At 60.1% G+C, this 24326-nt stretch carries 24 protein-coding genes; 13 read left to right on the forward strand and 11 right to left on the reverse strand.

The window, feature by feature from the left end:
- Nucleotides 1-30: 30 nt before the first annotated feature.
- Complete coding sequence (locus QM647_RS17085; protein WP_414996761.1) at nt 31-1710, reverse strand: tetratricopeptide repeat protein; 1680 nt, start codon at nt 1708-1710, stop codon at nt 31-33.
- Between the two features lie 230 nt (nt 1711-1940).
- Here QM647_RS17085 and QM647_RS17090 point away from each other — a divergent pair, with 230 nt between their 5' ends.
- The 10 genes from QM647_RS17090 (at nt 1941) to lpdA (ending at nt 11220) form a co-directional block, all read left to right on the forward strand.
- The gene (locus QM647_RS17090) at nt 1941-2324 is read left to right on the forward strand and encodes a RidA family protein (RefSeq protein WP_414996762.1); all 384 of its coding nucleotides are present in this window, start codon (nt 1941-1943) and stop codon (nt 2322-2324) included.
- A gap of 65 nt (nt 2325-2389) precedes the next feature.
- Nucleotides 2390-2917 (forward strand): hypothetical protein, encoded by a 528-nt coding sequence (locus tag QM647_RS17095; RefSeq protein WP_414996763.1) that lies wholly within the window; start codon nt 2390-2392, stop codon nt 2915-2917.
- Between the two features lie 161 nt (nt 2918-3078).
- Complete coding sequence (gene rpmF, locus QM647_RS17100; protein WP_090643214.1) at nt 3079-3261, forward strand: 50S ribosomal protein L32; 183 nt, start codon at nt 3079-3081, stop codon at nt 3259-3261.
- Nucleotides 3262-3469: 208 nt separating this feature from the next.
- On the forward strand, nt 3470-3982 hold the full coding sequence (locus tag QM647_RS17105) for a hypothetical protein (protein ID WP_414996764.1): 513 nt from the start codon (nt 3470-3472) through the stop codon (nt 3980-3982).
- 81 nt (nt 3983-4063) lie between these two features.
- A complete protein-coding gene (gene eno / locus QM647_RS17110) occupies nt 4064-5341 on the forward strand; it encodes a phosphopyruvate hydratase (protein WP_414996765.1) in 1278 nt (425 codons plus the stop codon).
- 347 nt (nt 5342-5688) lie between these two features.
- Nucleotides 5689-6003, forward strand: a complete 315-nt coding sequence (locus QM647_RS17115; protein ID WP_414996766.1) for an FtsB family cell division protein — start codon at nt 5689-5691, stop codon at nt 6001-6003.
- Between the two features lie 153 nt (nt 6004-6156).
- The gene (gene pdhA, locus QM647_RS17120; RefSeq protein ID WP_414996767.1) at nt 6157-7173 is read left to right on the forward strand and encodes a pyruvate dehydrogenase (acetyl-transferring) E1 component subunit alpha; all 1017 of its coding nucleotides are present in this window, start codon (nt 6157-6159) and stop codon (nt 7171-7173) included.
- Between the two features lie 6 nt (nt 7174-7179).
- Entirely contained in the window at nt 7180-8538 is a 1359-nt protein-coding gene (locus tag QM647_RS17125; RefSeq protein ID WP_414996768.1) for a pyruvate dehydrogenase complex E1 component subunit beta, read from the forward strand.
- 11 nt (nt 8539-8549) lie between these two features.
- Nucleotides 8550-9806 carry a pyruvate dehydrogenase complex dihydrolipoamide acetyltransferase gene (locus QM647_RS17130; protein WP_414996769.1) on the forward strand — a complete coding sequence of 419 codons (1257 nt, stop codon included), beginning with the start codon at nt 8550-8552 and terminating at the stop codon, nt 9804-9806.
- Nucleotides 9807-9819: 13 nt separating this feature from the next.
- Nucleotides 9820-11220, forward strand: coding sequence for a dihydrolipoyl dehydrogenase (lpdA, locus tag QM647_RS17135; RefSeq protein WP_414996770.1), 1401 nt, complete (start codon nt 9820-9822; stop codon nt 11218-11220).
- A gap of 4 nt (nt 11221-11224) precedes the next feature.
- On the opposite strand, the gene QM647_RS17140 is transcribed toward lpdA, so the two are convergent.
- Nucleotides 11225-12364 carry an acyltransferase family protein gene (locus QM647_RS17140; RefSeq protein WP_414996771.1) on the reverse strand — a complete coding sequence of 380 codons (1140 nt, stop codon included), beginning with the start codon at nt 12362-12364 and terminating at the stop codon, nt 11225-11227.
- Between the two features lie 100 nt (nt 12365-12464).
- On the opposite strand from QM647_RS17140, the gene QM647_RS17145 reads away from it, so the two are divergent.
- Nucleotides 12465-12698 (forward strand): DUF6496 domain-containing protein, encoded by a 234-nt coding sequence (locus QM647_RS17145; protein ID WP_414996772.1) that lies wholly within the window; start codon nt 12465-12467, stop codon nt 12696-12698.
- Here QM647_RS17145 and QM647_RS17150 read toward each other — a convergent pair.
- The 7 genes from QM647_RS17150 to QM647_RS17180 form a co-directional block, all read right to left on the reverse strand.
- On the reverse strand, nt 12695-14002 hold the full coding sequence (locus tag QM647_RS17150; RefSeq protein WP_414996773.1) for a PepSY-associated TM helix domain-containing protein: 1308 nt from the start codon (nt 14000-14002) through the stop codon (nt 12695-12697). The genes QM647_RS17145 and QM647_RS17150 overlap by 4 nt on opposite strands.
- Before the next feature lie 3 nt (nt 14003-14005).
- Nucleotides 14006-16246, reverse strand: coding sequence for a TonB-dependent receptor (locus QM647_RS17155; protein WP_414996774.1), 2241 nt, complete (start codon nt 16244-16246; stop codon nt 14006-14008).
- 97 nt (nt 16247-16343) lie between these two features.
- Nucleotides 16344-16757: a hypothetical protein gene (locus QM647_RS17160; RefSeq protein WP_414996775.1), complete on the reverse strand. Its 414-nt coding sequence runs from the start codon at nt 16755-16757 to the stop codon at nt 16344-16346.
- 42 nt (nt 16758-16799) lie between these two features.
- Nucleotides 16800-18350 carry an AMP-binding protein gene (locus QM647_RS17165; RefSeq protein ID WP_414996776.1) on the reverse strand — a complete coding sequence of 517 codons (1551 nt, stop codon included), beginning with the start codon at nt 18348-18350 and terminating at the stop codon, nt 16800-16802.
- Between the two features lie 169 nt (nt 18351-18519).
- A complete protein-coding gene (locus tag QM647_RS17170) occupies nt 18520-20484 on the reverse strand; it encodes a M56 family metallopeptidase (RefSeq protein WP_414996777.1) in 1965 nt (654 codons plus the stop codon).
- The gene (locus tag QM647_RS17175; RefSeq protein WP_414996778.1) at nt 20484-20894 is read right to left on the reverse strand and encodes a BlaI/MecI/CopY family transcriptional regulator; all 411 of its coding nucleotides are present in this window, start codon (nt 20892-20894) and stop codon (nt 20484-20486) included. The genes QM647_RS17170 and QM647_RS17175 overlap by 1 nt, the downstream gene beginning before the upstream one ends.
- A 72-nt stretch (nt 20895-20966) precedes the next feature.
- Complete coding sequence (locus QM647_RS17180; protein ID WP_414996779.1) at nt 20967-21914, reverse strand: serine aminopeptidase domain-containing protein; 948 nt, start codon at nt 21912-21914, stop codon at nt 20967-20969.
- Nucleotides 21915-22088: 174 nt separating this feature from the next.
- Between QM647_RS17180 and lipA the strand changes: the two genes are divergently transcribed.
- Both lipA and QM647_RS17190 read left to right on the forward strand, forming a co-directional pair.
- Nucleotides 22089-23045, forward strand: a complete 957-nt coding sequence (lipA, locus tag QM647_RS17185; protein ID WP_414996780.1) for a lipoyl synthase — start codon at nt 22089-22091, stop codon at nt 23043-23045.
- A 3-nt stretch (nt 23046-23048) separates the two neighbouring features.
- Nucleotides 23049-23504 carry a type II toxin-antitoxin system RatA family toxin gene (locus QM647_RS17190; protein WP_414996781.1) on the forward strand — a complete coding sequence of 152 codons (456 nt, stop codon included), beginning with the start codon at nt 23049-23051 and terminating at the stop codon, nt 23502-23504.
- Here QM647_RS17190 and QM647_RS17195 read toward each other — a convergent pair.
- Both QM647_RS17195 and QM647_RS17200 read right to left on the reverse strand, forming a co-directional pair.
- Complete coding sequence (locus QM647_RS17195; protein WP_414996782.1) at nt 23494-23976, reverse strand: CinA family protein; 483 nt, start codon at nt 23974-23976, stop codon at nt 23494-23496. The two genes, QM647_RS17190 and QM647_RS17195, sit on opposite strands and share 11 nt — an antisense overlap.
- A 63-nt stretch (nt 23977-24039) precedes the next feature.
- Nucleotides 24040-24326 (reverse strand): superoxide dismutase (locus QM647_RS17200; protein WP_414996783.1); only part of this gene is annotated, 287 nt, incomplete at its 5' end.

A 24326-nucleotide genomic window follows, 5' to 3' on the forward strand; every position in this document is an offset into this window, starting at 1 on the left:
GGGATTTTTGTTTGAGGAAACGGAAAGGCTTTAATCCCCGCTCGGAATGTCTTTCAGCAAGGCTGAGAGTTTTTCTGGTGCTTCTCCGCTATCCAGAGCCTTGATGATTGCGCGTGCCCATTCCGGGAAGGACAGCGTCTTGGCGCTATCATTGTTGAAAGTGGCGGGGCCGTTGGCGACGGGTATCAGAAGTGTGCGTGCCTCGTCCCGACGCCCGGCAGCCAGAAGCAGGATGGCGGCATTGCCGGCATATTGGGGAACGGTCGGTTGCAGACGCGCCGCTTCAATCCCTGCCTGAATGGCGGGTTCCGGGGCATTTGCTGCGCCATAAGCCAGGGCACGCGACAGAGAATACAGCGCTTCCGCATTGGCGGGACTTAGCTTGTAGGATCGCATCAAAGCCGCACGCGCTGCATCCAGTTGTGCGCTTGCCGTTATTCCGTCTTCGGTCTTTCCATGCTCGGCCATGTCGAAAAGGGCCTGTCCCAGACGCAGATAGGCTTGCGCATCATCGGGACTGGCGGCGATGATTGTTCTCAGTGCCGGTATTGCCTGTTCGGCCTGACCGGAGGCGATTAGCGCGGAGGCCGCCAGGTTCTGGGCATAGCTGTCATTGGGATATTTGGCGGCTTCCCGCAGAATGGCTTTTACGACAGGTGCCTGTTCCGATGGTGCGGGGCAGGCATCCATGGCAGCGGCCAGATACATCAGTTTTTCGGCCGATTGCGGCATGGGCGACAGCGTGATTGGCGGCTCGGCCATATCCTTGAAAACCAGATTGTCACTTTGCGGTTTGTCGCTCGAATAGGTTCGTCCCATGGTCGTGACCTTGACGCCATAGGTTTGGCTAAAGGCATCCGGCGCCTGTGTCCCGCCATCCGTCAGGTCGAGATAGTTGAACAGTTGCTGCATACTGTCGGGTTTCGACAGGACGTAATATGTCAAGGCCCACGATTTGGCATAATAGATACGGTTGTTGACGATCTGGGTGGTGCCATCCGAGGAATTGACATCGACGAGGCCAACGCCACGGCTCTTTTGCTGCTGGTTGAAGATGTCCTTGCCGTCCTTGATGATATCGTCAAAGTCGGGCCAGCTGCCGTTTGTCAGGTAGTCGCCAAATTGCTTCAAGGCGCCCATGCCGTAGACATTGTCACGCGGGATGGTGCCTATGGAGACCTGCTGGCCATCCGTCAAAAGGGTGCTGTAATAGGTGCCGAAGCCAGAATCGAGCCAGCGGGGAAATACCCGGTCACTGCTGTTGGCCAGATACAGGCGGGCATAGCCGCTGTTGAGGGGCATAAGGTAGTGCGGCACATTGGTGGGATGCTCTATCGGGCCGTTGACCTTGACGATGTCACGGTTGAGGGTCGAGCGGACGCTGAGACCGGAGGCGCATTCAGTCAGGTTGAAAGCACCGACATATTGCGTGGCCCGTATGCGTTCGAGGAGTGCGGGATAGTTCAGAACGTCGATCAGATAGATGGTCAGCTTCTGTTCGGCATTGGCAGTGTCATGATCGCCGTAGAAGGCATCGAGCGTGTATCTCAGCTTTTCGAGTTGCGACACATAGCTTGTAGTGATGGCGTCATTATAGCTGCTGTAGACCACCAGGTGCGGCGATTCGGCGCGAAGCAGGGGCTGGGCGCTCACGGATGTGGCCGAAGCGATAAGAGATGCAGCCAGCAGAGAAATAGCAGATTTTTTCATGGATACCCCCAAAGTCCGGTCGATAGGCCAGCCGTCTCGTATGGGTAATACGAATGTGAAATTTTGGATATGATATTTCACGCATGTCGGTATGATATTAGTGATTATTTTTGTACGGCCGGTGTCCTTGTCACGTACCTCTGTGGCCCCGTGCAATAAAGTGACTTGACGAAATTCCCCATAGCCTGTTTGGAAGCGCATACTTTTCAATATCAGACTGAGTGTTTTCCATGACCCGCCAGCTTATTTCCTCCGGTTCGCCCTTCGAAGGCGAGATCGGCTTTTCCCGTGCCGTCCGTTCGGGCAACCGCATCGAAGTTTCCGGCACGGCGCCGATCCGCGATGGCAAGGTGGCCGGCACCGATGCCTATGAGCAGACCAAAGCAGCGCTGGAAATCATCATCAAGGCGGTGGAGCAGGCCGGTGGGAAGGCTTCGGATATCATCCGCACCCGCATCTTCCTGACCGACATGTCGCTGTGGAAGGACGCGGCGCGGGCCCATGGCGAGCTGTTCGGCGAGATTCGCCCGGCTTCCAGCTTTATCGGCACCAGCGCCCTGATCAATCCGGAATGGCTGGTCGAGATCGAGGCCTCGGCCCAGATAGAGGCGTGATCGAAGCGTAAATCCTGACAGGCCTCTCCCTTGATGTTATATATAGCGGTGAGGGGGAGGCGCTGATGATCCTGAAAGATGAGCTGGGGCTGTTGCCCCGCGGCCTGTATATCGTCATCGGCCTTGTGCTGGCGGCAGCCGCAATCACCAGCGACTATGCCGACTGGCCCCTGATCGCGGCGCACAAGCTGCCGCCCTTCGGCTTTATACTCATCAACCTGATCGCCCTGCCTCTGGCTCTGGCGCTGGTGCTCTGGGGCTGTATCGGCCGCCATCGAGAATGGCGCCTGAGCGACGAGGGCATTCATATCCGCCTGCTAAGCCTGACATCGTGGCGCAAGACCCGCTATATCGTCGCCGAGGATATCCGTACGCTCACCCAGGAAAGCTATGGCGACGAGCGGCCGGGACGCGCCATCATCCATGGCTGGATCGTCGTACTGGAAGATGGCCAGCGCCTGGTTTCGCCCCAATCCCTTGACGGCGCGGCGCTGGAAGTCATTCGATTGCAGATTGAAAGTCGAATGCGCCGCCGCAAGCCGGACTTCGATCCGTTGGCCGAAGCCAGTCAGGCCAACGGTCTTTCGGGATGAAAACGTGCCGAAAATCTGGCCAAGGCCAAGATTAGCGCTTGATCCTTCAGTGAACTTGTAGCATAAGGCGCGCCTTCTGACTCACCTGCGGGTGTGTCGCCACCTCATTTTGTGCCTGATTGCTTGCGCGGTCCAGGCCTTACCTTAAGAGAGATACGGAAATGGCCGTCCCCAAGCGTAAAGTTTCGCCCTCGCGCCGCAATATGCGTCGTTCGCATGATGCGCTGGGCGCCAATGCCTACACCGAAGACAAGGACACCGGTGAACTGCGCCGCCCGCACCACGTCGACCTGAAGACCGGCATGTACAAGGGCCGTCAGGTCATTACGCCGAAGAAGGACTAAGCCTGAGGGCTTAGTGGTACGCTCTTGTATAAAGGGCGACCCTTGAAATTTGAACGCGGTTCCGGAAACGGAGCCGCGTTTTTCGTTTATGTTCCAATCCCTGCGGCGATATATTCTCCAGGCGGTCATAAAATGAACACCGCCCGACGTCTTATTGCAGGAACGCAGCCAGACTGCGATTCTGATCATATCAAAATGAGGCGTATCCATGTTCCTGGCATTGCTGGCGGCGGCAGCTTTCCAATCCGCGGCTTATATCGGCCCCCTGGCGCCGGCAGGCAGTGGCATGGCGCAATGCTATGATCCTGACCAGATTCGAAAAGTCTGCGCCTCTATGGCCACCTATCACCAGAATGCGGATGGCAGCTTTACCAGCAAGAGTCTCATCCTGATCTCGAAAGCGCCTGTGGCGATCCTGGAAATGAACACGCGCGTGGCGATACGCAATGGCGCGGTGTGCGGCACCATTCAGGAGAGCGACATTACCGCTTCACGGCTGACCGTCAGCGATACGGCAGTGGCGCCTGAGCAGGCCGCACCGGTGCTGGCCCAGATATCCCAGGGCATGGCTGGGGTCGTTGGTCATGAAATCTGCACATCCTATATGAAATCTGGCCCTGACATGGTGGCCAAGGCAACCATAGACGGTGTGCCCAAACCCGACCAGGACCAGGTCGTCCTGTGGGTCTCGCCGTCGGAGGGCTATACGGTCGCGCCGTAAGCCGGATACGGCGCTTGTCATTACAGGCGCACCTTGCTAATGCAGCCCTGCTTTCAGCCGTTTCATATAGCAGGACTCCCCATGCCCGAAATTATCGACGTCGTCGCCCGCGAAATCCTCGACTCCCGTGGCAACCCCACGGTCGAAGTCGACGTCACCCTCGATGACGGCTCGTTCGGCCGCGCCGCCGTTCCCTCCGGCGCCTCGACCGGTGCCCACGAAGCGGTGGAAATGCGCGATGGCGATACCAAGCGTTACGGCGGCAAGGGCGTCCGCAAGGCCGTGGATGCGGTCAATGGTGAAATTTTCGAGGCCATCAACGGCTTTGAAGCCCTCGACCAGCGCCGCCTCGACCAGGCTCTGATCAACCTCGACGGCACGCCGAACAAGTCGCGCCTCGGCGCCAATGCCATCCTCGGCGTGTCGCTGGCCGTGGCGCGCGCCGCCGCGCAATCGTCCGGCCTGCCGCTTTACAAGTATGTCGGTGGCCTGGCCGCCCGCGTCCTGCCGGTGCCGCTGATGAACATCATCAATGGCGGCGCTCACGCTGACAACCCCATCGATATCCAGGAATTCATGATCGTGCCAGCCGGCGCCGAATCGTTCTCGGAAGCCCTGCGCATGGGCGCCGAAATCTTCCACTCCCTGAAGAAGGGCCTGAAGGCCGCCGGTCACAACACCAATGTCGGCGACGAGGGCGGTTTCGCCCCGAACCTCGCTTCGGCCGAGGACGCGCTGACCTTCATCATGAAGGCCGGCGAGCAGGCCGGCTACAAGGCCGGTTCGGACTTCTGGCTGGCGCTCGACGTCGCCTCGACCGAGTTCTTCAAGGACGGCAAGTATCATCTGGAAGGCGAGGGCAAGGTCCTGACGCCGGTCGAGATGGTCGATTACCTTGAAAACCTGGCTAACAAATTCCCGATCTGCTCGATCGAGGACGGCATGTCGGAAGACGATTACGAAGGCTGGAAAGAACTGACCGAGCGTCTGGGCGACCGTATCCAGCTGGTTGGCGACGATCTGTTCGTCACCAATCCGGACCGTCTGGAAACCGGCATTGTCGAGGGTATGGCCAATTCGATCCTGGTGAAGGTCAACCAGATCGGCACCCTGTCTGAAACCATGGATGCTGTCGATATGGCGCACCGTGCCGGCTACACCTCGGTCATGTCGCACCGTTCAGGCGAGACCGAGGATTCGACCATTGCCGATCTGGCCGTGGCCATGAACTGCGGTCAGATCAAGACTGGCTCGCTGGCCCGTTCGGACCGTACCGCCAAGTACAACCAGCTGCTGCGTATCGAATCGCTGCTGGATGACGAGGCGGTTTATGCCGGCGTTGGCGTTATCCGCTGCTAGGTTACGCTGCCAGGTTACGGGGGCGTGGGGTCTTTGATCCCACAAACCTTGCCTTATTCAAAGGAAAAGCCCGGTCCAAAGACCGGGCTTTTCCTTTGAAAGAGATAAGACTTGGGGCCACGGGCCCCAAACCCCATGACCATCCGCGCGGGTAGCTGCTCACTTTTTGACAACAATGATAAAACTGACGTGATCCATCGCCCGGCCGCACACGTTTCGTGATCGTTTATGTATGCGGAAGTGATAAATTCTTGCCCGCGCGAAGACATGTTCAGTAACACTATGTTAACCGCACCCGCCCAAAATCAGGACTTCTTCACCAGTTCGGTCCAGAAGGGGCGCAAGTCGTGTTTTTCCGTTTACGGCCATATTTACCTACGGCTATTATAACACTCGTCCTGACCTATGTATGCGTTCAGTATCTGACGGGCGACAAAGGCTTTTTTTCTCAGGAAGCCCGCAATCGCGAGATGGTCGTCAAGGAACAGCAGCTCGCACAACTGAAAACAGAACACGCTGATCTTGAAGCACGCGCCAAATACTTGCGTGCCGATCACCTGTCAAAAGATCTGCTTGAAGAGCGCGCCCGCATCCTGCTGGGCCTTTCCGAGCCCAAGGCGTTCGTGATCCGCGGTCCGATCGTTCAGAGCGCTAATTCCTGACCCCTCTTTAGCCCTTTACGCGAAGGCAGGCTTCTCATAAAGGAAGTGTGCCTTCGATTTGCGCGGTATGCCTTGCGGTGACCGATCCGAAGTGCGCGATTTCTTTAAAGGCCGCCAAGTAACAGGCCGTGTTTTCGATTATGGGAGATGTCCATGGCGCGTGCCGCCCAGAAAGACACCAAGACAGACAGTGGCAAGAAGCTGAGCAATGTCTCCAAAGACGACCTGCTGACCTATTACCGTGAAATGGTGCTGATCCGCCGCTTTGAAGAGCGTGCCGGCCAGCTCTACGGCATGGGCCTGATCGGTGGTTTCTGTCACCTCTATATCGGCCAGGAAGCCGTCGCTGTCGGCATGTATGCCGCGGCTGAAAAGGGCGACCAGGTCATCACCGGCTATCGCGACCACGGCCATATGCTGGCCGCCGGCATGGACCCCAAGGAAGTCATGGCCGAACTGACCGGCCGCATCGGTGGCTCCTCCAAGGGCAAGGGCGGTTCGATGCACATGTTCGACATCGAAGCCGGATTCTTCGGTGGCCACGGCATCGTCGGCGCCCAGGTGTCGCTCGGCACCGGCCTGGCCTTCGCCGATTTTTACCGCCAGAACGGCAATGTCTCCTTCACCTATTTCGGCGACGGCGCGGCCAACCAGGGCCAGGTCTACGAAAGCTTCAATATGGCCCAGCTGTGGAAGCTGCCGGTCGTGTACGTGATCGAGAACAACGAATATGCCATGGGCACTTCGCTGGCCCGCGCTTCCGCCACGGTCAACCTGTCGCAACGTGGCGCTTCGTTCGGCATCCCCGGTGAAACGGTGGACGGTATGGATGTGTTCGCGGTGAAGGACGCCGCCGAGCGCGCAGCCGAACACGCCCGTTCCGGCAAGGGCCCGTACATTCTCGAAATGAAGACCTACCGTTACCGTGGTCACTCGATGTCCGATCCGGCCAAGTACCGCACCAAGGACGAAGTCGATGAGGTCAAGGCGACCCGCGATCCGATCGACCACATCAAGACCATGCTGCAACAGGCCGGCGTGGCCGAGGACGAGATCAAGACGATCGACAATGAAGTGAAGGCCATCGTGCTGGAAGCGGTCGATTTCGCCCAGACGAGCCCGGAACCCGATCCGTCCGAACTGTACACCGACGTTTACCTCGAGGCATAATCCCAGATGACCGATATTCTCATGCCCGCGCTCTCTCCGACGATGGAAGAGGGCACCCTTGCCAAGTGGCTCGTCAAGGTTGGCGACACTGTATCCGCCGGTGACGTGATCGCCGAAATCGAAACCGACAAGGCGACGATGGAAGTCGAAGCCGTCGATGAAGGCAAGATCGAAGCCCTGCTGGTGGATGCCGGTACCGAAGGCGTCAAGGTCAATACGCCGATTGCCCGCCTTGAAGGTGGCGTGTCGGCTCCGGCGCCTGCACCCGCCGCTGCTGCTCCGGAAGCCAAGGCCGAAGCGCCGGCCGCTGCTCCGGCGCCAGCCGCTGCCAAACCTGCCGCCGCACCGGTGGAATCGCTGCCGGATTGGCCCGAAGGCACGCCGACCGTCAAGATCACTGTCCGTGACGCACTGCGCGACGCCATCGCCGAGGAAATGCGCCGCGACGACAAGGTCTTCCTGATGGGGGAAGAAGTCGCGCAATACCAGGGCGCCTACAAGGTCTCGCGTAATCTGCTCGAAGAGTTCGGCGACCGCCGCGTCATCGATACCCCGATCACCGAAATGGGCTTTGCCGGTATCGGTTCCGGCGCGGCCATGGCCGGCCTGAAGCCGATCATCGAGTTCATGACGTTTAACTTCGCCATGCAAGCCATTGATCACATTATCAATTCATCGGCCAAGACGCTCTACATGTCGGGCGGTCAGATCAAGTCGTCGATCGTCTTCCGTGGCCCGAACGGCGCGGCTTCGCGCGTCGCCGCCCAGCACAGCCATGACTATTCGTCGTGGTACGCCAACGTGCCGGGCCTGAAGGTTATTGCGCCGTATGACGCGGCCGATGCCAAGGGCCTGCTCAAAGCCGCCATCCGCGATCCGAACCCGGTCGTCTTCCTCGAACACGAGATGATGTACGGCAACGAGTTCGACATTCCGGAAATCGAGGATTTCGTCCTGCCGATCGGCAAGGCCAAGATCCAGAAAGAAGGCAAGGACGTCACCATCGTCGCACACTCGCGGATGGTCGGTTTCGCCCTCAAGGCCGCCGAGCAACTGGCCGCTGAAGGCATTGATGCCGAAGTCGTCAACCTGCGTACCCTGCGTCCGCTGGATACCGACACCGTCATCGCCTCGGTGAAGAAGACCAACCGCCTGGTCACGGTCGAAGAGGGCTGGGGCCCGTGCGGTATCGGCGCCGAAGTCGCCGCCCGCGTCACGGCCGAGGCCTTCGACGATCTCGATGCCCCGCCGGCCCGCGTCCACCAGGAAGACGTGCCGATGCCTTACGCCGCCAACCTCGAAGCCATGACCGTGCCCAGCGTTGAAAAGATCATCGCCGCCGTCAAACAAGTCTCGTACAAGTAAGGGAAACGCAGATGACTGATATTCTGATGCCAGCCCTTTCGCCGACGATGGAAGAGGGCATCCTGGCCAAGTGGCACGTCAAGGTGGGCGATACCGTCGCCGCCGGCGACGTGATTGCGGAAATCGAAACCGACAAGGCGACGATGGAAGTCGAAGCCGTCGATGAAGGCACGGTTGAGGCCATCCTCGTCGAGGCCGGCACCGAAGGCGTGAAGGTCAATACGCCGATCGCCCGTCTGTCGGGTGATGCGGCCGCACCGGCGCCAAAGGCGGCACCAGCCGCTGCCGAAGCGCCCAAGGCCGCTGAAGCCCCGAAGGCTGCGGCTCCGGTGCCTGTGGCCGCTGCGCCTGTCGCCTCTGGCGCTCGTGTTGCCGCGTCGCCGCTGGCCCGTCGCCTGGCCGAGATCAACAAGCTCGACCTGAAAGCCATTCCGGGTTCCGGTCCGCATGGCCGCGTAATCAAGCGCGATATCGAAGCCGCCCTGGCTGGTGGTACAGGCAAGGCGGCACCAGCTGCATCTGCCCCGACCGCTGAGCCGCGCAAGGTGCAGTCGCTGGAACAGATGGGTATTCCCGCCGGTTCCTACGATCTGGTCCCGCTCAACAATATGCGCAAGGTCATCGCCCGCCGCCTGACGGAAAGCTTCCGCGACATCCCGCACTTCCCGCTGACCGTCGATATCGAACTCGACAACCTGCTGGCGGCGCGCACCAAGATCAACACCGCACTGGAATCGCAGGGCGTGAAGGTTTCGGTCAACGATATCGTCATCCGTGCGGTCGCTCTGGCGCTCAAGCAGGTGCCGGAAGCCAATGCCTCCTTCACCCCGGAAGGCATCGCGCTGCATCACAATGCCGACGTCGCCATGGCCGTGGCCATCGATGGCGGCCTGATCACCCCGATCATCCGCAAGGCCGAAACCAAGTCCCTGTCGCAGATCGCGAAAGAGACCAAGGATCTGGCGGCCCGCGCCCGTGACATGAAGCTGAAGCCGGAAGAGTTCCAGGGCGGCACCTTCTCGGTGTCCAACCTCGGTATGTTCGGCATCAAGCAGTTTGCCTCGATCATCAACGAACCGCAGGGCTGCATCCTGTCGGTCGGCGCCGGTGAACAGCGTCCGGTCGTCAAGAACGGCCAGCTGGCGGTCGCGACCGTCATGACCGTGACCCTGACCTGCGACCACCGCGTAGTCGACGGTTCGATCGGCGCCAAGTACATCACGGCGCTGAAGAACCTGCTCGAAGATCCTATCAAGATGCTGGCGTAAGGAACTGAAAACAATGACATATGATCTGGTTGTTATCGGTTCCGGTCCAGGCGGTTATGAAGGCGCGATTCGTGCCTCGCAGAACGGCCTGAAGGTTGCCATCGTCGAGCGTGAACTGCTGGGCGGCATCTGCCTGAACTGGGGCTGTATCCCCACCAAGGCGCTGCTGAAGTCGGCGGAAGTGTTCGACAAGATCAATCACCTCGGTGATTACGGCCTGACCGGCGAGAAGCCCGGCTTCGACTTCGAGAAGGTTGTCCAGCGCTCGCGTGCCGTCGCCAAGCAACTCAATGGCGGTGTCGGCTACCTGATGAAGAAGAACAAGATCGACGTGATCGAGGGCTTCGCCACGCTGGAACCGGGCAAGGACGCACCCAAGGTGAAGGTCAAGCTCAACAAGGGCGGTGAACAGGTTGTCGAAGCCAAGAACGTGATGCTGGCCGTCGGTGCGCGTGCCCGTGAAATCCCCGCCATCGGCGCGGTTTCGGACGGCGACCGCATCTGGACCTATCGCAACGCCCTGTCGCCCAACCGCATGCCGAAGTCGCTGGTCGTCATCGGCTCGGGCGCCATCGGTATCGAATTCGCCAGCTTTTACAGGTCTTTGGGTGCGGAAGTTACCGTGGTTGAAGCCCTGGATCGCATCCTGCCGGTCGAGGACAAGGAAGTCTCCGCCGAAGCCCAGAAGGCTTTTGAAAAGCGCGGCTTCAAGTTCCGCATCGGCGCGAAGGTGACCAAGGTCGAAAAGTCCGCTTCCGGCGTGAAGGTCTCGGTCGAGGTCGGCGGCAAGGCCGAAGTGCTCGAAGCCGAGGGCTGCATCGTCGCTGTTGGTATCGTGGCCAATACGGAAAATCTCGGCCTGGAAAAGCTGGGCGTCGAGATGGACCGCGGTCACATCAAGAACGACAGCCACGGCAAGACCAACGTCAAGGGGCTCTACGCCATCGGCGACTGCGCCGGACCGCCCTGGCTGGCCCACAAGGCAAGCCACGAAGCTGTCCATGCCGCCGATTACATGGCAGGCAAGAAGCTCAGTAACCTCAATCCGCCGATCCCCGGCTGTACCTATGCCACCCCGGAAGTCGCCTCGGTCGGTATCACCGAACAGGGCGCCAAGGAAAAGGGCCTGGACGTCAAAATCGGCCGCTTCCCGTTCAAGGCCAATGGCAAGGCGATCGCCGCGGGTGAGCCAGGCGGTTTCGTGAAGGTGATCTTCGACAAGAAGACCGGCGCGCTTCTGGGCGCCCACCTGATCGGCGCCAACGTTACGGAAATGGTGCAGGGCTTCTGCCTCGCGATCACCATGGAAGCGACGGAAGAGGATCTGCAAGGCACGGTCTTCCCGCACCCGACCATGTCGGAAGCCATCCTCGAAGCATCGCTCGATGCCGATGGCCGGATGATCAATCTCTGAGAATTTACTCGGAAGCTATTGAGTTTAAAGCCGTCTCGGATAACCGGGACGGCTTTTTCATATGGGCCAAAACGCGATTGCGCAGCTTCATGAAGGGCTGTTCGATCGCAAAGTGCATGGCGGCCGCAAAGGCGATGGCCGTTATGTAGAAGACGACCACCGCCGCCCAGCCGGTGGTCCATTCGCCGGGCAGGACAAGTTTATCGATATGATAGACGATCTTCTGCGACAGGTAGAAGCTGTAGGAAATGGCGGCGATAAAACCGAGACCGCTCCAGTGCATGAACCGGATGTGCGATTCGACATCGAGCAGGGTGGAGAGCAGCAGGGCGACACCCAGCGAGAACAATGGATAGAAAATAACGCTGCCCATTTCGCTCAGTATCTGATTGTCCTGGATGTTCATGGCGCCGGTAATGCCGATGCACAAGGCGGCCAGTGGCAGAAGGATGGCCGGACGGGCGTAGCGGCGCCACAGGTTGCCATGATACAGCCTTATGGCCGCCAGGCACACGCCCATCAGAAGTCCATCGATCCGGCAATAGCTGGGATAGTAGATATGTTTCAGGAAGTCGGCCGGCGTACCGCTGTTCATCTTCCAGTCAAGCCACAGGCTGTGCCTCAGACACATGCCTCCCGCGATAACGGTCAGGGCGAAGACGAAGGGCAGCCATGATCGGTTAAACCGGCGAAACAGCAGAATAAGCAGGGGGAGCAGAAGATAGAAGTGTTCCTCCACGCACAGGGACCAGGCATGGCTGAAGGTGCGTGCGGTACGGATATCGAGTCCGAAATTGACCGTGAAGGTGAGGAAACGCCACGCCGGCGCCACGGTCGGGCCTTCGCGCATGATGGGAAAGGCGTACAGCGCCAGCACAAACCAGAAGGCCGGCAGGATACGGAAAGCGCGCTTGAGGTAGAAGATGCGCAAGTCAGGGGCTTCCCCGCGGTGTACTGGCTTTAACAGCTCCGTACCGATCAGGTAACCGCTGAGGACGAAGAAGATATCGACGCCCAGCCAGCCAAACTGCTGCCACCCGGTCCAGAAGGTGGATGGCATCGCGCCGGGCATATGGGTGGCGGCGACCAGCAATATGGCCAGTCCGCGCAGGATATCCGGCCCAATGGCGCGTTTTTCAGACATGTGCGACTCACCCCTCGATTGCAGGACGTTATCATTCCCCATGGAGATTTTATCGGCGCTGCCGCACTATTTTTTGCGGGGCGAACATGGAGACAGACACATGCCCAAACCCGGCGAAAGCAAGGACGATGTCGTTGAGCGCATCATGCACGAATACAAGGAAGGCGACCTGAAAAGCGGTAGCGGCGGTAAGGTGAAAAGCCGCAAGCAGGCCGTGGCTATCGCGCTCAGCGAATCTGGCCAGTCAAAATTCAAAAGCAAGGCGGAGAACCAGCGAGCCTTCGCGCACAAGGACACGAAGGCCGCACACGCTCATACCAGCCGGCATCACTAGCTTTTGAGACCCAGCCAGTCACGGATAGCCGGGATACGGCGCAGAATGAGCCATTCCACCAGACCGATAACAATCAGGCTGATGCCGAGTACCGGCAGGCAAATGCCCAGCACGACGATGATCAGGGCCAGTCCCGGCGCCAGGCGTTCATCCGGCAGCATCTGGGGTGCGCCAAGCTTGTCGGATGGCCGGCGTTGCCACCACATGATCACGGCGCTGATGCAGAGCGTCATCAGACCGAACGCAGTGAGGACGCCGAGCGCCTGATTGAACGGTCCGAAGAGCTGGCCTTCATGGGCAGCGATGCCATAACCGACCACCTGATCGAGCGGCTTCTTGTCGGCGAAGGTCTCGCGGCTAATGACCTCCAGCATGGTCGGGTCGATCATCATTGTGACGCGTTGCGGGCGGTTGCCGGTGTCAGAGGCCAGCTTCCACAGGCTGGCGCCCTCAGTTGGGACACTGAGTGTCACCGGGGCGGGCAGGTTCAGCGCGCGGGCGGTGTCGAGCAGAGCATCCAACCGGCTGAGATCGGTGGATGCCGTTCCTTCGGCTTTCAAAGCCTTCTTCTCATCAGCACGCCCCTGGCTCCAGGCCTGACTGACAGGCGCGGGACTGGCCAGAGAACGAGCCGATTTGAAGGCATTGCCCCAGACATAGGTCCACGGCAGGCCGGTCAGCAGCAGGAACAGCGCCAGGGCCGAGATATAGAGGCCGGTGACGGCGTGGATATCGCGCCAGAAGATGCGCTTGCCCATATTCAGACGTGGATAGAGCAGGCCGGCGATCCCCTTGGCACCTCTGGGCCACCACAGATAAAGTCCTGTCAGGATCATGACGATGGCCCAGCAGGCCGCCAGTTCGACAAGTACCTGACCGAAGCGCCCGGCGAACAGTTCGCCATGGATATCCTTCACGATCTCCATAAAGCGCGCACTTTCAGGTACTTGCTTAAGTATCTTCAGGCTCTGCGGATGAACGTAAACGCGGATTTTGTCATCGTCTTTCAGTACAATAACGCGTGCGGCATTGTGAAGATCCGGCCGGACCTCGATAGCCTTGAAGCGCGATCCCGGCACGGCGGCGACAGCGGCTTTCACCATCGCTACCGCCGATTGCGGTGCGCCGGTAAAGGGCAGATGATCGTATTTCGCATCGATGGCGGTCTCGATCTGCGGCTTGAACAGATAGATCGGTCCGGTAATCGACAGGATGATGATGAAAGGCAGGCAGACCAGCCCGGCATAGAAGTGCCAGCGCCAGAACATGCGATAGTCGATGATTTTTTGTTTTGCTTTTTCCATGACCTAGTTCCGGTACTTCACTTCGAGCATGAAGCTGCGCTGCGGCATGGGGTGCGACACATAGGCCTGATCGTTATTGGCGTTATCGATGCCGAAACTGACCTGAGTGGCCTTGGTCAGGTCGTAGCTCAGGCGGGTGTCGACGAAAAAATATTCGGTCTGGTAGCCGTAGGCATCGCCGCGCACCAGACCGAACAGGTCGGAATTGGGCCGCGAGCCATAGCGCCAGCCGACAGATAGCTTCAGTTTCGGCGTCAGGGCGTAGCGCAGATTGCCGTTGCTGCGCCATTTCGGAATGCGCGGGAACTGCACGCCTTCCGAACTGGGGGCCGTGCTGTTCTTCTCGGTGCGGGCATCCATCCACGAGGCGCCGGCCTCCACATCCAGGCCGTCCAGCCACAGGTCGTGCGATTCGAAGATCAGCTCGATACCGGACTGGTTCATCCGGTCGATATTCTGGTAGCGCGAAACCACCGTGCCGTCCTCCAGCGTGCCCTGATAGCTGAAGATCGCGTCATCGATCGACTGGTCGAACAGGCTGCCGGTCAGGGTGACGCGGCCGATGCGGCGGCGCGCGACGAGGTTAATATCGTGAGAGGTTTCCGGCTTCAGATTCGGATCGAAGCTTGAGGGATCGATTTCGGTCTCACCCGCATTGATCTTGCCCTGAAAGAGTTCGCCGACCGTGGGGAAGCGCGTGGCGGTCCCCAAGCTGAGTTGCAGGTTGTAGGGACCGACATCGCCCTGCAGGCTGGCCTTGGGGGAAACCGCGCTGTCGTGGCGCTTCGGATAGTACTGCACCGTGCCGCCATTGCTGATGCCGCCATCGAAGGCACGCCAGTCGTCATAGCGGCCGCCGAGGGTCAGGACGGCGCGACCGAGATCGATCTCGTCCTCTGCGAAGATGCCGGTGATCGCGGTCTTGCCCAAGGTGCGCGAGGCAAAGACCGGATCGGCGGCCGTGCGCCAGTTGCTGGTGTTAAAGGTGCTGGAGTCGGTCTGGTAGAGGTTGGAGGTGACGCCAAACGCCAGAGCGTGACGTTCGAAACCCTGTGTGATCGTGCCGTCGAATGTCCACCAGCCGGGATGATTATAGAGCGTCTGTTGGCCGGCGGCGCTGACCATGTCCAGCGAGGTGCGGCTGTCCCATTTGCCGATATCGTAGTGCGACAGATTGGCCGATACGTCCCAGCCGCTCCAGTTGCCGGAAAAGCGCAGGCCCATCAGGGTCTCAAGGCGATCCATGTTCGAATAGGTGGTGCCCTTGGCGACATAGTTGACGCCATTGAAACTGACCTTGGTGCCGGCCGCGGTGGGCAGGACCGTATTGCCATCGGCATCGACCAGCCAAGAGACCGGATTGTCGAGCGCTTGCTTCGTCTGCCACAACATGGTCAGGGCGTCGAGCTTCCAGCCATTATCCCAGGCATAGCCGATGCGCAGTCGCGCCTGATCCTGGGTGACATCGGTTGGCGAGGCAGCACCGAAGACGGGGGTGGCCAGCCGGTCATCGACATAGGCGCCGGTGACCGGCGTATAGGTGCCGGCGGCGGTTGATTTGGTCAGCAGATTATAGGTCATGGACTGGCCGGTATTCTCGAAATGGCGGAACGAGGTCCGCGCCGACCAGCCAGAGGTCTTCGACTTGTAATCGAGACCGCCTTCGACCGAATAGCCGCTGAAGGTCTGGTCGAAACCGTATGCCTTGAAGGGCATGGTGAAGGCCTGCACATCGGCATACATGTCGATCTTTTTCGGTGTCTCCGTGGTGATCGAGACCACGCCGCCCATGGAATTGCCGCCATAGCGCGCCGAATAGGGGCCGTAGACGATATCGAACTGGCGGATCTCGGCCGGCCCGACCACGTTCCATTTCGGCGGATAATCGTAGCGGTTGCCGAGGAAGTTGGAGACGACATAGCCATCAACCAGCACCAGGGTGCGGGCGCTCTGGACCGTATTGGCGCCGCGCAGGGCGACCACGGCATTGTCGTCACCCACAAAGCGTTTGCGCACGAAGAAGTTCGGCGCGTACTTCATCAGGTCTTCGACATTGATGGCGTTGATGGCATCGAACTGTTCATGGCCGAGCGAGACAGACAGACCGCGCGGCACGACGGTGATCGGGGTGTTTTTCTGGCCGACGACGATGACCTCTTTCGGGAGGTCGCCGGCTTCGGTATCGGCATGGGCGATCTTGGGGGCGATTAAGGGGAGAATCGAGCCGCAGCTCGTCAGCGCCATGAAAAGCGCCGTGCAATGTTTTGTTTTCACTTGAAAATGTCCGTTCCGGTAAAGCATGGGAACGCAAAGCAGATAAACCGCTTGCGTGGCGACAGGCTTAGATCCGGGACGGGGGACCGCAGGAATGCGGGCGTGGCGGGGCGCGGGCCTTGATCGGCGAGCGTCCAGCGGCAGGCGTGAAGTCGGCGTGGCTTTCCACATAGACGGCCGGCTGGAAGACCGGCACGGGGCCTGCGATGGCGGTGAGCGAGGCCAGCACGCATTGAGCGCATTTCAGGCCGGCGAGACCTGGCTTTTTCGGTGAAGATTTGACGACCAGCTTGTCGACGATCGGTTGGCTGTCCATACCGGACGAACACAGCACCATCTGTACGCCGTGGCTCGACGGCATGGCCATGACCTGCGGCGGAAACAGCACCTGGGTAAACAGGGCCATGACCACGGCAAACAGCGCCCAGAAGCGAACTTCCGAGTCACGTGTTGTCTTGCCTGTGGAAAAGGTCAGGGCCATATTTGCGCCATAAGATGAAGCACCGCTGCTGTCAATGCGGCATCAAGCCGCCAGCTCTGCCATCTTCTGCAGGGTGACATAGTCTGTCTTGCCGGAGCCCAGCACAGGCACGGTTTCGATCTTGAGGATCTTCTTTGGAATGGCCAGGACCGGCGTGCCATTTTCCTTTGCCCAGTGGGTCAGGCGCGACACATCGGCGTCGTTCTTGTCGGTAATCAGAATCAGCCGCTCGCCTTTCTTGTCGTCTGACACCGCCACCACGGCATGGCGGTTATCGGGCCAGACCTCCTCGGCGATGCGTTCGACGGCGGTGAGCGAGACCATTTCGCCGGCGATCTTGGCGAAGCGCTTGGCGCGGCCGAGGATGGTGATGAATCCGTCGTCACCGATATTGACGATGTCGCCGGTGTCGTGCCAGCCGTTCTTCGGCGCCTCGATCACGTCCGGACGGTCGATATTGATATAGCCGGCCATGATGTTCGGTCCCTTGACCCACAGGCGGCCGCCGCCCTCAATGCCCTCGACGGGCTCCAGACGGGCCTCCATTTCTGGCAGCATGGCGCCGACCGTGCCGTAATGGTTGTTATCAGGGAAGTTGACAGCCACCACGGGCGAGCATTCGGTGACGCCATAGCCTTCGAGGATAGGAATGCCGCCGAACTGCGTCTTGAACAGGGTGTGGGTTTCATCGCGCACCTTTTCGGCGCCGCACACGATGAATTCCAGAGATTTGAAGTCTTCCGGTTCGCCGGAGCGGGCATATTGGTTGACGAAGGTATCGGTTGAGAACAGCAGCGAGGCCTTCGATTCGCGCAGGAGTTCCGGGATGACCTTGACATGCAGGGGCGAGGGATACTGGAAGCTGCGCAGACCGGCCAGCAAGGGCAGGATCACCCCGCCGGTCAGGCCCAGGGAATGGAAGATGGGCAGCGGATTAAAGGCCACCCATTCCGGTTTCAGCTCGATATGGGCTTCGACCTGACGGGTATTGGATACGAGATTGGACTGGGTCAGCACCACGCCGCGCGGCGTGCCGAAGCTGCCGGAGGTGAAGAGGATGACGCCGATATCGGAGGCCTTCGTCTTCTTGACGAACAGGCCTGGCATTTTGGAGGCGGCCACGGCGAACAGCTTGTCAACCGTCGAGACCTCCTTGCGGATATCGTCGAGATAGATGACGCGCACATAGGGTGTCATGCTCTCGATCAGGTCTTCGAGCTTGGCATTTTCGATGAAGCGGCGCGAGGTCAGGACGGTTTTCACCTGACCGGTCTGAATGGCGGCCTTCACATTGGCCTGGCCGGCGGTGAAATTGATCATCACCGGCACCTTGCCGAGGGCATGGAGGGCGAAGAAGGAAACAGCGCCGCCGGTCGAGGTCGGCAGCATCATGCCTATGCGGTTTTCATCGCCCAGATAACGCTTCAGCAGACGCGACAGGGCAAAAGCGCCGGTAATGAACAGACCGTAGCTCAACGGCTTGCGATCCTGGTCCTCGATGATCACCTTGCCGGCACCGAACCGGTTCTGCGCTTCGATCAGCGCCTCAAACAGCGAGGTCTGCGTATCGCTGGCCTTAAACTCGCGCTTCATGCGCCAAAACTCCCCTCGGACGCGGCGCCTCGCCAACACGAAGCGTCCGGATGTCCTGATTATCCCGCCATCCGCATCCTCGGATCGGGATGGCCACTGCGAACCATACTAGCCGATGGGAGATGAGCAGGTCAAAGGGGAAGATGAACGGCGGTTTGCAAGAAAGGGATCAGTGCTCGGTGTCCACTGTCACGCGGACCTGAGGGTCGGTCTTCACCTTGATGCGGGTCCGGACATTGATCTGTACATCCGTCCTGGGATCGGGTGAAGGGATAGCGGTTGGCGTGGCATTGGGCAGCTGGTCCAGGGTGACCATGGCAAGGGTATTGTCCTTGCCTTTGGGGGCAGTAATCACCGCGACCGCCTTGCCGTTGGGAGCCGTTCGCGTTTCGATATGCCAGTCGGCAGAGACGGCGGCCAGCGGCGCCAACGGCGCCAACGGCGCGGCGGGGGGAACAGGTGCTGCCGGGTCCGCCAGCGGGGCCGGCGTTTCGAGCGGCGGCACAGGGGGAAGGGGCGATAACGGTGGCAGGGGGGCTTTCGGACGCTTCAGATCGGCCTTGTACATTCCCTTGTAAGCGTCCTTTTGCGCCTTATAGGCTTCGTGCTGGGCCTTGTAGAATTCTTTCTGCGCCTGGTAATCCTTGTAATGCGCCTGGTACTGGGCCTTGGCGGCGACGGCAGCGGCACGGGCCTCGGCGGCAATGGCATCAGGCTCGATACTGGCCAGGGCGACGCGGGCGGCATCAGCCTTGGCGCGCTGCGTTTCAGCCAGCACCTGGGCGGCGATGGCGTCCGGATCAATGCTGTGGGCGATGCCCTGACGCTCCATTTCCGCCTTGGTCTTCATGGCATCGTCGCGGGCTTCGGCGGCCAGGGCCTGCGGATCGATGTCGATGTTTTTGGCATTGGCGATATCGGCCTTGGCCTTCATCGCTTCGGCGCGCGCCTCCGCGGCAATGGCGTCCGGATCGATAGTATCGGCCGCCGACTGCGACTCCCACTCGATCTGATCGTCCGGCACGGTAATTTCGGCAGGGGAGACGGTGGTATCTCCTGGCGTCTTGTCCGACGCCGGCTTGCCGATAATGGCCTCCTGCAGGCTGGCCAGGACCAGTGTCGCTTTTTTGGCCGTATCCTGCGGGCAGATCTTGCCGGCGGCCTCGGTGACCGGGGCGGCGGCAAAGGCAGTCAGGGTCAGCAGCATGGCCGGCAGCAGGACAAAAGCGACCGGACGCACCTTGAGGCGGGAATCCGGCGCTTCGCCCAGGATGCGGGAGATGCGCGACAGCAGTTCGTGACGGCCCTGGCCATTCAGCGCCATGGCCAGGTTGCCCGGCATGCCGCGGCGCTGTTCTTCGAGATTGAGCAGGGCGGTGGCATAGGTGATCGGGTCTTCGCAGGTATTGATGGCCGCGTCATCGCAGCACAGCTCACGCTGTTCGCGCAGCTTGGCACCGATCCACCACACGGCCGGATGATAGAAAAACAGGGTCTCGATCAGGTTCTGAACCAGGTTCCACAGATAGTCGGCGCGGCGGATATGCTCCAGTTCGTGCGACAGGACGGCATCCAGTTGCGCCGGCGACAAGGCGGTGACGGCCGACAGGGGCAGGTAAACAACCGCGCGGAAGGCGCCGACCACGAAAGGCCCGCTGATCGCCGGATGTAGCCGCACCTGTACCTTGCCGGTCAGGCCGAAGCGACGCAGGGCGGCGCTGAAGCGATCCTGCACGGCGATCGGCGCGGCCTGGGCATGCTTTTTCAGGCCATGAACCTGACACAGACTGGTGATCATGCGGAAGGTCAGGGCGATGACGCCGATCAGCCACACAGCATCCAGCCACGGCAGCCAGTTCGACAGGCTGAAGGCCGGGTTCTCGCCGACGGCGACAGGCACCGGAGCAGCAGCAACGGCCGGCGCGAGCTGGAAGAGGCGGATTTCCTCATAAAGGAAGGTGGCGACAGCCACCAGGGTCATGGCGAGGAGGGCGGCCAGGCCGAGACTGTAGCGGGCCTGCGGTTTGAGATTGGGCCAGGCCATCTCCGCCAGCTTGTAGGCGGCGGCGATCAGCGCGGCCTGCCAGCAGAAGTGAACGAGGGTAAAGCCGAGCGCTTCCATATGGGGATTCATCACGCACCTCTTTTGCGCTCGATGAGCGCCTTGATCAGTTGAATCTCTTCATCGCTGGCCGGCTGCATCGACAGGGCGTGCATGGCCAGAAGGGCGGGTGAGCCCGAAAACAGTTTGTCACTCAGGTCTTTCAGCAACTGGCCCTGCATGTCTTCCTCGCGCATGGTGGCGGTGTAGATATGCGCCTTGCCCGCCTCGCTGCGTGTGACCAGCCCCTTGTCATGCATGATCTGCATGGTCTTGAGCACGGTCGTGTAGCCCATCGGGCGTTCTTGGGAGAGCACATCGAAGATATCGCGCACGGTGGCCCGGGCCTTGGTCCAAAGGACGCGCAGGATTTCCAGTTCGGCTTCGGTCGGCCGACGAGAATTTTGGCGCAGGTTCTGGGCAGGGGTATCGGACTGGGTCATGTCACGATCATACGAAGCACTTCGTATAATGCAACGAAAAACTTCGTAGATAACCAATTTGTAATGTGCCGGTTAGTGTACCGCCGGTAGCTGCGACTGGATAAAGGCCGTCACATCGGCGCCCAAAGCGTCGGGCGCACTGCCGGGACGCACCGCACAGCGGGGCAGGCGGGCGCATAGCGCGCTGGCGGCGTTCGCTTCGCCTGTTGTTCCCGTTTTTGGTTGCAGAACAAGTACTTCCGCGCCATTCTTCAGGGAAACGACTGGCAGGTGCAGGCCGTTCAGATCGGCATAGGCCTTCTGCACCTGCTTTTGCCAGCCATCGCTTTTCCGGCGCAGACGCAGATCGGGATTGGACATCTGCCAGCTCTGGGCAATGCCGCCCCAATAGCCGGGCTGCGACGTATCGCGGTGCCAGTCATCGCCCGCCGATATCGGCCCGCCGAGATAGGGGGCGTAACCGATAAAGCCCTTCAGGCTATCCTCTTTCAACAGTGGCGACAGCGACAGGGCGGTGAGGGCGCTGTAACCGGTGCCGATCACGAACAGGGGCTTGTCCTTTGTCGGCTTGACGATATCGGTGATGAAGCCACGGGCAGTTATCTGGGCATCGTGATAGCTGCGGATGAAGAGGCTCTGGCCCTGCAGCAGATAGCGCCCGGAACCGCCCTGACCCGGCGCTTCCAGCAGCCAGACGCCATAGCCCTGGTCCATCAGTTGGCGCATCAGTTCGAAATAGACCTCGGCCGGATAATCGGCATCGGCCAGAATCAGCACCTGCGCCTTCGGATTGACCGGCGGCGCCGCCACGCCATAGCGCGCCTCCGGCAGATTGCCCGAGCGATAAGCACCCCAGACAAAGCCTTCCGGCGGGTAATATTGCGGCGAAAGGCCCGCCGGGATGCGGCTGTCGAGAAAGGCATGGCCCGGCTGCATATCGCGGTCACCAAGTTTCGAGCATCCGGATATGGCGAGGGCGGCCCCCGCCAGCAGACTCGTCAGGATCGCAGCCCTGATCACGGATTTTCCAGCGGAGTATGCGGCCATTCCTCAAGCTATACTGGAGATTCCGTGAACCCGCTACGACATTTGCAACGCACTATTAGCAGGAATTGACTTGATATTATGACGTGAAAAGACCAATTAGGGCAGTCAAGTTATGCCTCATAGTCCCAGTTGAGCCTCAGCCGAACCATGGTCACCCTGATAAATCGTGTCGATTCCAGTCCGCGTGAACTGCGCCACCCGGAAAAGCAGAACCGTCCGGATTCGCCGATCCTGAAGAAGCCCGACTGGCTGCGTGTCAAGGCGCCGGGTTCCGCCGGTTATAACGAGACGCGCGGCATCGTGCGCGACGCCAAGCTGGTAACCGTGTGCGAAGAGGCCGCCTGCCCGAATATCGGCGAATGCTGGTCGAAGAACCACGCCACCATCATGATCATGGGCGACACCTGCACGCGGGCCTGCGCCTTCTGCAACGTCAAGACCGGCCTGCCGCAACCGCTGGATGCCGACGAACCGCGCCGCGTCGGCGAAACCGTTTCGCTGATGAAGCTGTCGCACGTCGTCATCACCTCGGTGGACCGCGACGACCTGAAGGACGGCGGTGCCGGGCACTTCGCCGAGGTGATCCGCCAGATTCGCGCGCAATCGCCCAAAACGACCATCGAGATCCTGACTCCCGACTTCCTGCGCAAGGAAGGGGCCGCCGAAATCGTCATCGACGCCAAGCCGGACGTGTTCAACCACAATCTCGAAACCGTGCCGCGCAACTATCTCAAGATCCGTCCAGGCGCGCGCTACTATCATTCGCTTCGCCTGCTGGAACGCGTCAAGGAACGCGATCCGCAGCAGTTCACCAAGTCCGGCATCATGGTCGGCTTGGGCGAGACGCGTGAAGAGGTCATGCAGGTCATGGATGACATGCGCTCGGCCGGTATCGACTTCATCACCATCGGCCAGTACCTCCAGCCGACCCGCAAGCACGCCGCCATCGACCGCTTCGTGACGCCGGACGAGTTCAAGGCCTATGAAGCCATCGCCCGCGCCAAGGGTTTCCTGATGGTGTCGTCATCACCGCTGACCCGGTCGTCGCATCACGCCGGCGAGGATTTCGAAAAGCTCCGCGCCGCCCGTGCCGCGAAAAAGTAATCCATGACCAAGCTGCGTCTGGAGCGCGACCTGCCCTATGCGCCGGCGCAATTGTGGGAAATGGTCGGGGATGTGGAACGCTATCCCGAATTCATTCCGTGGATTAAATCCCTGCGCGCCTATAATCGCGATCTGACAGACGAGGATATCGCGCGCTTCGATGCCGATGTGGCGGTCGGCTTCAAGCTGTTGACCGAGCGTTTTTCGACACGGGTGACTCGCGCCAGGGCCGCCCTGCTGGTCGATTTCGACCTGATCAGGGGGCCGTTCCGCAAACTTCAGGGGCGATGGACCTTCACACCCTCAGCTGCCGGTACCAAGGTCGCCTTCGATATGGATATCGACATCAAGAACCCCCTCCTTGATGCTGTTTTCAAAGCAAATTTCAATCTGGCGGTCTCGAAGCTGCTGGCGATTTTCGAATCAAGGGCGCGGCAGCTCTATGGCGCTAAACGCTGAGCGCATCTATGGCCCATTTCAAGGCGGTGCCGACACTGCGCTCGCGCACCTGATCGCGACCGATATTGCCAAACTGCTGTGTACGTGTCCGGGTTTCCCCCATATAGCTCAGGCCGAAGCACACCATACCAACGGGCTTTTCAGCACTTCCGCCAGTTGGCCCGGCTATGCCGGTGACACTTAGGGCAAGATCGGCACCGGCTGTTTTCAAGCCCCCTTCAGCCATGGCGAAGGCAACCTCTTCGCTGACGGCGCCATATAACGGAAAGAGCGAAGGCAAAACCCCAACGAGGGCCGTCTTGGCCGCATTGGAATAGGTGATGAAGCCGGTCTCATAAATCTCGGATGAGCCGGAAATGCCGGTGATCGCGGCACCGATTAGGCCGCCCGTGCAGCTTTCGACCGTGGTGACGGTTTTCTTCTGTGCTTTCAGGAGAGCGATTAGTGTGGCGGCGAGTTCTTGATTGGTCATGGTACACATAAAGAAAAAAGCGACCCGCAAGGATCGCCTTTCCACATTTAAATGCAAGCGTGATTAGACGCCCGGATGCAGCGGGGCGTCGAGATTGCTCGCCGCGAAATCCCAGTTGGCCAGCGAGGTCAGGAATGTTTCGATGAACTTCGGACGCAGGTTCTGGTAATCGAGATAGTAGGCGTGCTCCCAGACGTCGAGCGTCAGGAGCGGCTTGTCACCCTTGGTGAACGGGGTTTCGGCATTGCCGGTCTTGACGACCTTCAGCTTGCCATCGGTACCCAGCACCAGCCAGGCCCAGCCCGAACCGAACTGCGTCGCGCCGGCGGTCTTGAAGGCTTCGACGAAGG

Origin of the sequence: Asticcacaulis sp. (genome assembly GCF_047605585.1) — a bacterium.
Lineage (GTDB): Bacteria > Pseudomonadota > Alphaproteobacteria > Caulobacterales > Caulobacteraceae > Asticcacaulis.

What these genes read in the sequence shown, in the direction of transcription:
- QM647_RS17165 (WP_414996776.1), bottom strand. Translation starts at nt 18,350, where the DNA reads ATGAAGCGCGAGTTTAAGGCCAGCGATACGCAGACCTCGCTGTTTGAG.
- QM647_RS17145 (WP_414996772.1), top strand. Translation starts at nt 12,465, where the DNA reads ATGCCCAAACCCGGCGAAAGCAAGGACGATGTCGTTGAGCGCATCATG.
- QM647_RS17155 (WP_414996774.1), bottom strand. Translation starts at nt 16,246, where the DNA reads ATGGCGCTGACGAGCTGCGGCTCGATTCTCCCCTTAATCGCCCCCAAG.
- rpmF (WP_090643214.1), top strand. Translation starts at nt 3,079, where the DNA reads ATGGCCGTCCCCAAGCGTAAAGTTTCGCCCTCGCGCCGCAATATGCGT.
- QM647_RS17190 (WP_414996781.1), top strand. Translation starts at nt 23,049, where the DNA reads ATGACCAAGCTGCGTCTGGAGCGCGACCTGCCCTATGCGCCGGCGCAA.
- QM647_RS17175 (WP_414996778.1), bottom strand. Translation starts at nt 20,894, where the DNA reads ATGACCCAGTCCGATACCCCTGCCCAGAACCTGCGCCAAAATTCTCGT.
- QM647_RS17130 (WP_414996769.1), top strand. Translation starts at nt 8,550, where the DNA reads ATGACTGATATTCTGATGCCAGCCCTTTCGCCGACGATGGAAGAGGGC.
- QM647_RS17090 (WP_414996762.1), top strand. Translation starts at nt 1,941, where the DNA reads ATGACCCGCCAGCTTATTTCCTCCGGTTCGCCCTTCGAAGGCGAGATC.
- QM647_RS17170 (WP_414996777.1), bottom strand. Translation starts at nt 20,484, where the DNA reads ATGAATCCCCATATGGAAGCGCTCGGCTTTACCCTCGTTCACTTCTGC.
- lpdA (WP_414996770.1), top strand. Translation starts at nt 9,820, where the DNA reads ATGACATATGATCTGGTTGTTATCGGTTCCGGTCCAGGCGGTTATGAA.
- QM647_RS17095 (WP_414996763.1), top strand. Translation starts at nt 2,390, where the DNA reads ATGATCCTGAAAGATGAGCTGGGGCTGTTGCCCCGCGGCCTGTATATC.
- eno (WP_414996765.1), top strand. Translation starts at nt 4,064, where the DNA reads ATGCCCGAAATTATCGACGTCGTCGCCCGCGAAATCCTCGACTCCCGT.
- lipA (WP_414996780.1), top strand. Translation starts at nt 22,089, where the DNA reads ATGGTCACCCTGATAAATCGTGTCGATTCCAGTCCGCGTGAACTGCGC.
- QM647_RS17160 (WP_414996775.1), bottom strand. Translation starts at nt 16,757, where the DNA reads ATGGCCCTGACCTTTTCCACAGGCAAGACAACACGTGACTCGGAAGTT.
- pdhA (WP_414996767.1), top strand. Translation starts at nt 6,157, where the DNA reads ATGGCGCGTGCCGCCCAGAAAGACACCAAGACAGACAGTGGCAAGAAG.
- QM647_RS17105 (WP_414996764.1), top strand. Translation starts at nt 3,470, where the DNA reads ATGTTCCTGGCATTGCTGGCGGCGGCAGCTTTCCAATCCGCGGCTTAT.
- QM647_RS17150 (WP_414996773.1), bottom strand. Translation starts at nt 14,002, where the DNA reads ATGGAAAAAGCAAAACAAAAAATCATCGACTATCGCATGTTCTGGCGC.
- QM647_RS17125 (WP_414996768.1), top strand. Translation starts at nt 7,180, where the DNA reads ATGACCGATATTCTCATGCCCGCGCTCTCTCCGACGATGGAAGAGGGC.
- QM647_RS17195 (WP_414996782.1), bottom strand. Translation starts at nt 23,976, where the DNA reads ATGACCAATCAAGAACTCGCCGCCACACTAATCGCTCTCCTGAAAGCA.
- QM647_RS17140 (WP_414996771.1), bottom strand. Translation starts at nt 12,364, where the DNA reads ATGTCTGAAAAACGCGCCATTGGGCCGGATATCCTGCGCGGACTGGCC.
- QM647_RS17085 (WP_414996761.1), bottom strand. Translation starts at nt 1,710, where the DNA reads ATGAAAAAATCTGCTATTTCTCTGCTGGCTGCATCTCTTATCGCTTCG.